Origin of the sequence: Photorhabdus sp. P32 (assembly GCF_038085095.1) — a bacterium.
GTDB lineage: Bacteria > Pseudomonadota > Gammaproteobacteria > Enterobacterales > Enterobacteriaceae > Photorhabdus > Photorhabdus luminescens.
The window spans coordinates 1-5,886 of record NZ_JAZGJN010000159.1 but is presented as its reverse complement, the minus strand read 5'-3'; the positions used below and the strand labels follow the sequence as shown (position 1 = coordinate 5,886).

Below are 5,886 nucleotides of genomic sequence, written 5' to 3'. Positions count from 1 at the left end.
AATCTGTAATCTGTAATCTGTACCCTATGTGACTGTGGTGAGTAAGTGCAGCCAACAAAGAGGCAACTTGGAAGATAACGGGTATACTTAGTTATGGCGTAATTTAAGACATAGTGGATTAGATATGTATCGGGATAAAGAGAATAAATTGAAAGATTATGTTGATAAATATCATCTTGATAGCATTCTTCCAGCAGCATTTATGCCAAAATTAGATGTGGTTGAAGTTAATAAAAATACCTATCTTATACACCAGTCATCAATTTTTACTCATATCTATATTTTAGTTGAGGGTAAACTAAAGGTTGAGTTTTATAATATTAATGGAAAATTTTTTGTTTTTGCCTTTGCTACTCCTCTTTTTCTTATTGGAGATTTAGAGCTTTTTCATTCCCAAGGCGATAACATAATTAATACTGTCTTTGCTCAGGAGCGAGCAGTACTGCTATCAATTCCGTTAGAGACGGTAAGAATATTTGGATTAACAGATCCTGGGTTTCTTCAATTTGTTTGTAAACAACTCAGTAATAAGCTTTTTGAGTCTTCTTTATTTCGAACGAGCGTATTTTTAACTGTTGAGGATAAGTTAAAGCGATTTCTTTACTATCATTCTAAAAGAAATGGAACTGTGTTGGTATTAGAGAAAAGGGAAGATTTAGCATCTGTTTTAGGTGTTTCAGTCAGGCAATTAAATAGAGCTATTAAGAGTTTGAATGAAAAAGGGATAATTATGTCAAAGAATAAGAACGTTGAAATTATTGATTATGATTTTTTAAAAAGAGATATTGATTTTCAATTTAATGTTAATTGATAAAAGTAAAAAATTCTATTTTCTATTTTCTATTTTCAAATGGCTGCATTGTTAGCAGAATAAACAATGCAGCAATCAACATAATGGTTAAATTACGATATGAAATTAAAGTAACCAGATTCTGAAAAATCTTTGCCAGATTCTTTGAAACGTTCTTTTGGTAGTGGATAACCAAAAGCGAGATATTTTTCAGCGAAATAGAGAGAGCTTTGATTGGTTAAACCGATAGAATTAAGTTTGTCAACAATGCTCTCTGGTAGATCACATTTAACCTCTTTAATGTAATCAATGATAGTATTTTTTACACCGCTACCATCTGGCATTCTTATTTTTGGTCTGTCAATGATATATTCGGGTATTTTTCCTCTGAATGCTTCACGTAAAATATGTTTTTCTACTCCATTATTGAGTTTGTAAGAGAAATCCAGGCTTAAAACGTAAGGAACCAGTGCTGAATCCATAAAGGGAACCCTTGCTTCAACAGTATTTCTCATGCTTGCTCGATCAACTCTTTGTAAATCAGTCCTATGAAGATTGTTTAATCGATATAGAGAAAGATGGAGGGGATCGGGATACGTTTTAAATAAATCGTAGCCAGCAAAAATTTCATCACTACCTTCTCCACATAAAGCAATTTTAAAGCCAAGACGGTTAGCAATATAATAGCCAAAGTGAGCAATATTTGAGTCAATTGCATCGATTTGTTCGAAAAACTCACCATAATAGACAGCATCTTGGATGTTATTGAGTAATTCTTCCTGAGTAAACGTATATATAATGTGTTTTATCTTATTCTCAGAGCAATATCTTTGGGCAATTTCAATGTCTTTTGAGCCGGGTAATCCAAATGAAATTGCTGTAACATCGTGGTGATATTTGTGTGCAAGATACAGCACAATGGTGCTGTCTATGCCGCCGCTAAACATAATTGATATGGGCAAATCTGTGTCAACCCGCTTTCTGACGGCGTTATCTAACAGTGAATAGACTTTTTCTTTTGCCTGTTCGAAATTGTCATTGCTTGCAGAAATATTGGTGTCGTAGCTAATATATTTCTCACTGGTAAAGCCGTCGAAAATTGAACCGGGTTCAACGGGTTTAATTTCTGAGTTAAATTCGATTAATGATTTTATTTCTGACGCCACATACCAGTTACCCTCTTTTTGGGTGTAATAGAGTGGCTTTATTCCGACATGATCTCTTCCTAATAAGAATTTATTATTCTTATTATCAAATAGAATAAAACTAAACATGCCATCTAATTTTTTAATAAATGACTTGCCATAGCAAATATAGGCAATTAGGGTGACTTCTGCATCACCACCATTTTTAAATTGATAACCTTGTTTAGTTAATTCATCTCGAAGCGACTTATAATTATAAATTTGACCATTCAACACAAGATGAAGATCATGTTCTTGATTTGATATGGGTTGATAGGCTGAATCACGTTCGACAATGGCAAGTCTGTTGGTTGCGATTGCAAAATTATTTCTGACAACCTTCTCATTAAACCGAGATGCATCACCTCGATGCGCTATTTTTGACATTATAATCTGTAGCTTATTTTCAATATCATCAATAAGCCTGTTTTCTGTATTAAAAATACCACCAATTCCACACATAGTGAATTCCTTTGGTTAAGAGTTATCAATGATGTTTAAACGTCTTCTGGTATAGGGCCAGAATATTTTAATTCATTCACATCAGCGCCTAATGTGGATATTTCGGCGAAATACTCTGGATAGGTTTGACCAACATGATATGGCTCACTAATAATGAGGGGTTCATCACAATGTAAACCTATGGTTGTGAGCGCCATGATTAATCCATGATCGTAATGACCATCAACAATAACACCGCCTTTATATCCATATGGGTTGCCATAAATAATTAATTGATCTAGCTTCTCTTCGGATCTAATCCCTATTTTGTCTAACTCCCGCCGGAAATCAGAAATTCTGTCTGATTCTTTATAGCGGATATGTTCAATGTTATAGAAAACGCTTTTACCGTCGGCAAACGCAGCTAATGCAGCAAGTGCAGGTACAGCATCTGGCGCCAATGAGCCATCGAAATCCTGCGCTTTTAGGGTGCCGCCAGAGCGAATATTGAGACAATCTTCTCTGGTAAAGCTGATTTTCGTTCCGCTGTTAATTAAATAATCCACTACCGCGCCATTACCTAATTCTTCCTCAAAGAAACCGTTTAGGGTGACGTCAGAATTCAGTGAGGCGCAAAGTGCAAGGATCGCTGCCGTGCTGGCTGGATCAGCGCCGACGCTAAATTCTGATGGGATAAATCGACTTTTTCCTGTCGTAAAGAAATTGCGGAATTTATCGTCATATTCAATATTAATGCCGGCTTTGCGTAAGTTATTAATTGTCGTGTGAACCATCGATGGCGCGGTAATGGTATCGGTGACTTTTATTTGCAGATCTCGTTCACTAATAGCACCTAAATAAAGTAATCCACTCAGGAATTGAGAGCTTTTTCTGCATGAAATTTCAGTGTAACTACCGATGTTTCTATCTGATTTCATACTTATTGGTAAAAGTGAATCAGGCCCAACTGCGGTGCACTGAATATTGAGTAATTTTAGTGCATTGACCATTTCTGATTGTGATCGTGTACCTAACGAGTGACTGTATTCTGTAATAAATTCAGTATCAGGCAAATAACCGGATACACCCATTAATAGCCGTAATACAACGCCAGAATTACCAGGGTTAAAGATGATTTTTTTATCAATTTTTCTGACATCTATGCCTTCTACGATTGTCCCTATAATATCACTATTAAATGATGCCCCTAAATGGGAACAGTTTAATTTCATTGCTGTTGTATTGTTCCCTGATGCCAGGTTATTTATTTTACTTGTACCTTCCGTTAATGATGCAGTCAGAATGGCGCGAGTTGAAGAGCTTTTTGAGGCAGGTAAAGTTATTGAACCATTTAGTGATTTGGTTTTGTTTATTTCGATAAATGGCGGATGATTATTACCATAATACTTCATATTTTTATCTCGCTTATTATACTGTTAGCTAACTTATTCTAGCCCCGAGAGAGCTTAAGGATTGAATAAATCCAGGAAAACCATCATCGAGTTTATGTATATGATGAATGGTTGTTGGTTCTCTTGCCCCTAGTGATGCAATAATATTAGATGCGCAAATTCGATGATCATAATAACTGAATATTTCAACGCCGCCTTTTAATGGTCCGTTACCGTTAATCCTTATTTTGTTGAAAGCGCCAGTATCATTAAAAATTAAATAACTTTTTCCTCCCATCATGCGTATATTTTCGTTGATAATAAATGCTCGTTGACATTTATGATTGTTTATAGCATTAAGACCGGAAAATGTGATATCTCCATTGCCATTAATCGCTGCCGAGATAATATTAGTGGCAACCGAAGGGAGTTCATTTAAATGGATTTCATCTGTAATAGTGTTATGTTCCTCCTCTAAGATGATATTAAGATCATTCTTAATTGGATTGTAGATTAAATTCATGCCAAATTTTTTATATATGTCAAATAATACTTTTTCATTAATGGTATTACCCAGATAATAATTTTTTATGGTGACTTTACTTGGTCGATTAATACTTAATATTGACGAAGCGATGTAGCTTAGTGATGTAAAATCCGAAGGGATGTTGATAGTAATATCCTTTGACTGATATTCAGTTGAAATAAATGTGCTGCCTATTCGGGTGATTTTACTTCCCAGTAACGCCATCATTTTAATTGTTATATCGACATATCCATTCTTAGTTTCGCCGTTATTGTTAATGATAATACTTTTCCCTTTAATAAATGGCGAAACAAGAAGAGAGAATGACAGGAATTGCGTACTCTTATTGAAGTTTAATGGTGATTGTGACGGATATATTCTCCTGGAAACGATGACGATATTTTCTTCTCGCTTTTCCGCAAAGACATTCAGGTATGAAAAAAATGATTCATCATACAGGCTTTCTCTGTTAAACAATGAGTCATTGCATTTTATATAAACTTCTTTTTCTGTCAGTGACGCTAAAGCGACACTGATTCTAAACAACATACCAGAGCCATTAGCATTAATAATCCCATTGCAATGATATATTGGATGTGTTCCTTTCAATATAATATGATTTTCACCTCGATCCTGAATTTGCAATCCAAACTGTTGTAACGCGATAAGCAGATCCTCTGTTTCGGTACACCACGATATGTTATTTACGGTTGTTGTTTCTTCATTCAACAATGCTAATAGTAGCGCTCTTTGGATATGAGGCTTAGATGATGGTATGACTATTTCCCCATTAAGATTGGAACCGGGGAGCACGCTAATTTTGTTCATGCCAAGCCTCCAGTAGATCAATTACCATTGGTATTATTCTTTAATTTAACTATTTGCTGTCGATAGCAATAGTCGTAATTTCAACGTAATGTTCTGGCTTCACCATCGATTTAACGGCAATGGTGGTATTGACTGGACGTATATCGCTAAATTTTTCATTAAATGCCCGACAGTAATCATCGAAATATTGGAAATCTGTTAAATGTGTTACTGTGCTGACAACATCAGTCAGTTCTGCACCAAGTTCTTTTAAATATTTCTCAATTTTTTCTATGATAAATAGAGTTTGCTCGTAAGCATTTTCTCCCATAACATTTCCATCGCCATCTGAAGCGACACATCCTGCAATAAAGATCTGATTGCCAACTCTTTTTCCTCTCGAATACCCCATTTTATTTTCCCACGGAGAGGGGCTGAATACTGTTTTTCTAATTTCATGAGATGACATAAATACTCCTATAAATGAAAATATATAAGAAGAAGATTTGGGAACAATAAATTAATTTAAACAATTTATTCCGTTAACTAAAAAATATCCTTAAATCAATGCAATATTAATAAAAGTATATAAAGTCTGATATGTAAAATAAAGTTAATTATTAAAATAGAATAATGGTTTATTTTTTTATTTTAAAAATGAATAAATATTTTCTCTGGACGGAAAAATTATTTTTTATGAATAAATTTCTTTTATTAGTGAATCAGTTATGTATTAAATAATCGAGT

5 protein-coding genes are annotated in these 5,886 nt (G+C 34.4%); 1 reads left to right on the top strand and 4 read right to left on the bottom strand.

What is annotated here, in order from left to right; translation table 11 throughout:
• Positions 1-124: 124 nt before the first annotated feature.
• The gene (locus tag V2H77_RS01310) at positions 125-811 is read left to right on the top strand and encodes a Crp/Fnr family transcriptional regulator (RefSeq protein WP_341497357.1); all 687 of its coding nucleotides are present in this window, start codon (positions 125-127) and stop codon (positions 809-811) included.
• Positions 812-903: 92 nt separating this feature from the next.
• Here the strand turns inward: V2H77_RS01310 and V2H77_RS01305 are convergent, their stop codons facing one another.
• From V2H77_RS01305 to V2H77_RS01290, 4 genes are read right to left on the bottom strand one after another with little or no spacing between them, the layout of a single operon-like run.
• Positions 904-2,436, bottom strand: coding sequence for an asparagine synthetase B family protein (locus V2H77_RS01305; RefSeq protein WP_341497356.1), 1,533 nt, complete (start codon positions 2,434-2,436; stop codon positions 904-906).
• Between the two features lie 35 nt (positions 2,437-2,471).
• On the bottom strand, positions 2,472-3,827 hold the full coding sequence (locus tag V2H77_RS01300; protein WP_341497355.1) for a 3-phosphoshikimate 1-carboxyvinyltransferase: 1,356 nt from the start codon (positions 3,825-3,827) through the stop codon (positions 2,472-2,474).
• A 28-nt stretch (positions 3,828-3,855) separates the two neighbouring features.
• On the bottom strand, positions 3,856-5,160 hold the full coding sequence (locus tag V2H77_RS01295; protein WP_341497354.1) for a 3-phosphoshikimate 1-carboxyvinyltransferase: 1,305 nt from the start codon (positions 5,158-5,160) through the stop codon (positions 3,856-3,858).
• A gap of 49 nt (positions 5,161-5,209) precedes the next feature.
• Complete coding sequence (locus V2H77_RS01290) at positions 5,210-5,608, bottom strand: RidA family protein (RefSeq protein WP_341497353.1); 399 nt, start codon at positions 5,606-5,608, stop codon at positions 5,210-5,212.
• Between the last annotated feature and the right edge of the window lie 278 nt (positions 5,609-5,886).

What these genes read in the sequence shown, in the direction of transcription:
- V2H77_RS01310 (WP_341497357.1), top strand. Translation starts at nt 125, where the DNA reads ATGTATCGGGATAAAGAGAATAAATTGAAAGATTATGTTGATAAATAT.
- V2H77_RS01305 (WP_341497356.1), bottom strand. Translation starts at nt 2,436, where the DNA reads ATGTGTGGAATTGGTGGTATTTTTAATACAGAAAACAGGCTTATTGAT.
- V2H77_RS01300 (WP_341497355.1), bottom strand. Translation starts at nt 3,827, where the DNA reads ATGAAGTATTATGGTAATAATCATCCGCCATTTATCGAAATAAACAAA.
- V2H77_RS01295 (WP_341497354.1), bottom strand. Translation starts at nt 5,160, where the DNA reads ATGAACAAAATTAGCGTGCTCCCCGGTTCCAATCTTAATGGGGAAATA.
- V2H77_RS01290 (WP_341497353.1), bottom strand. Translation starts at nt 5,608, where the DNA reads ATGTCATCTCATGAAATTAGAAAAACAGTATTCAGCCCCTCTCCGTGG.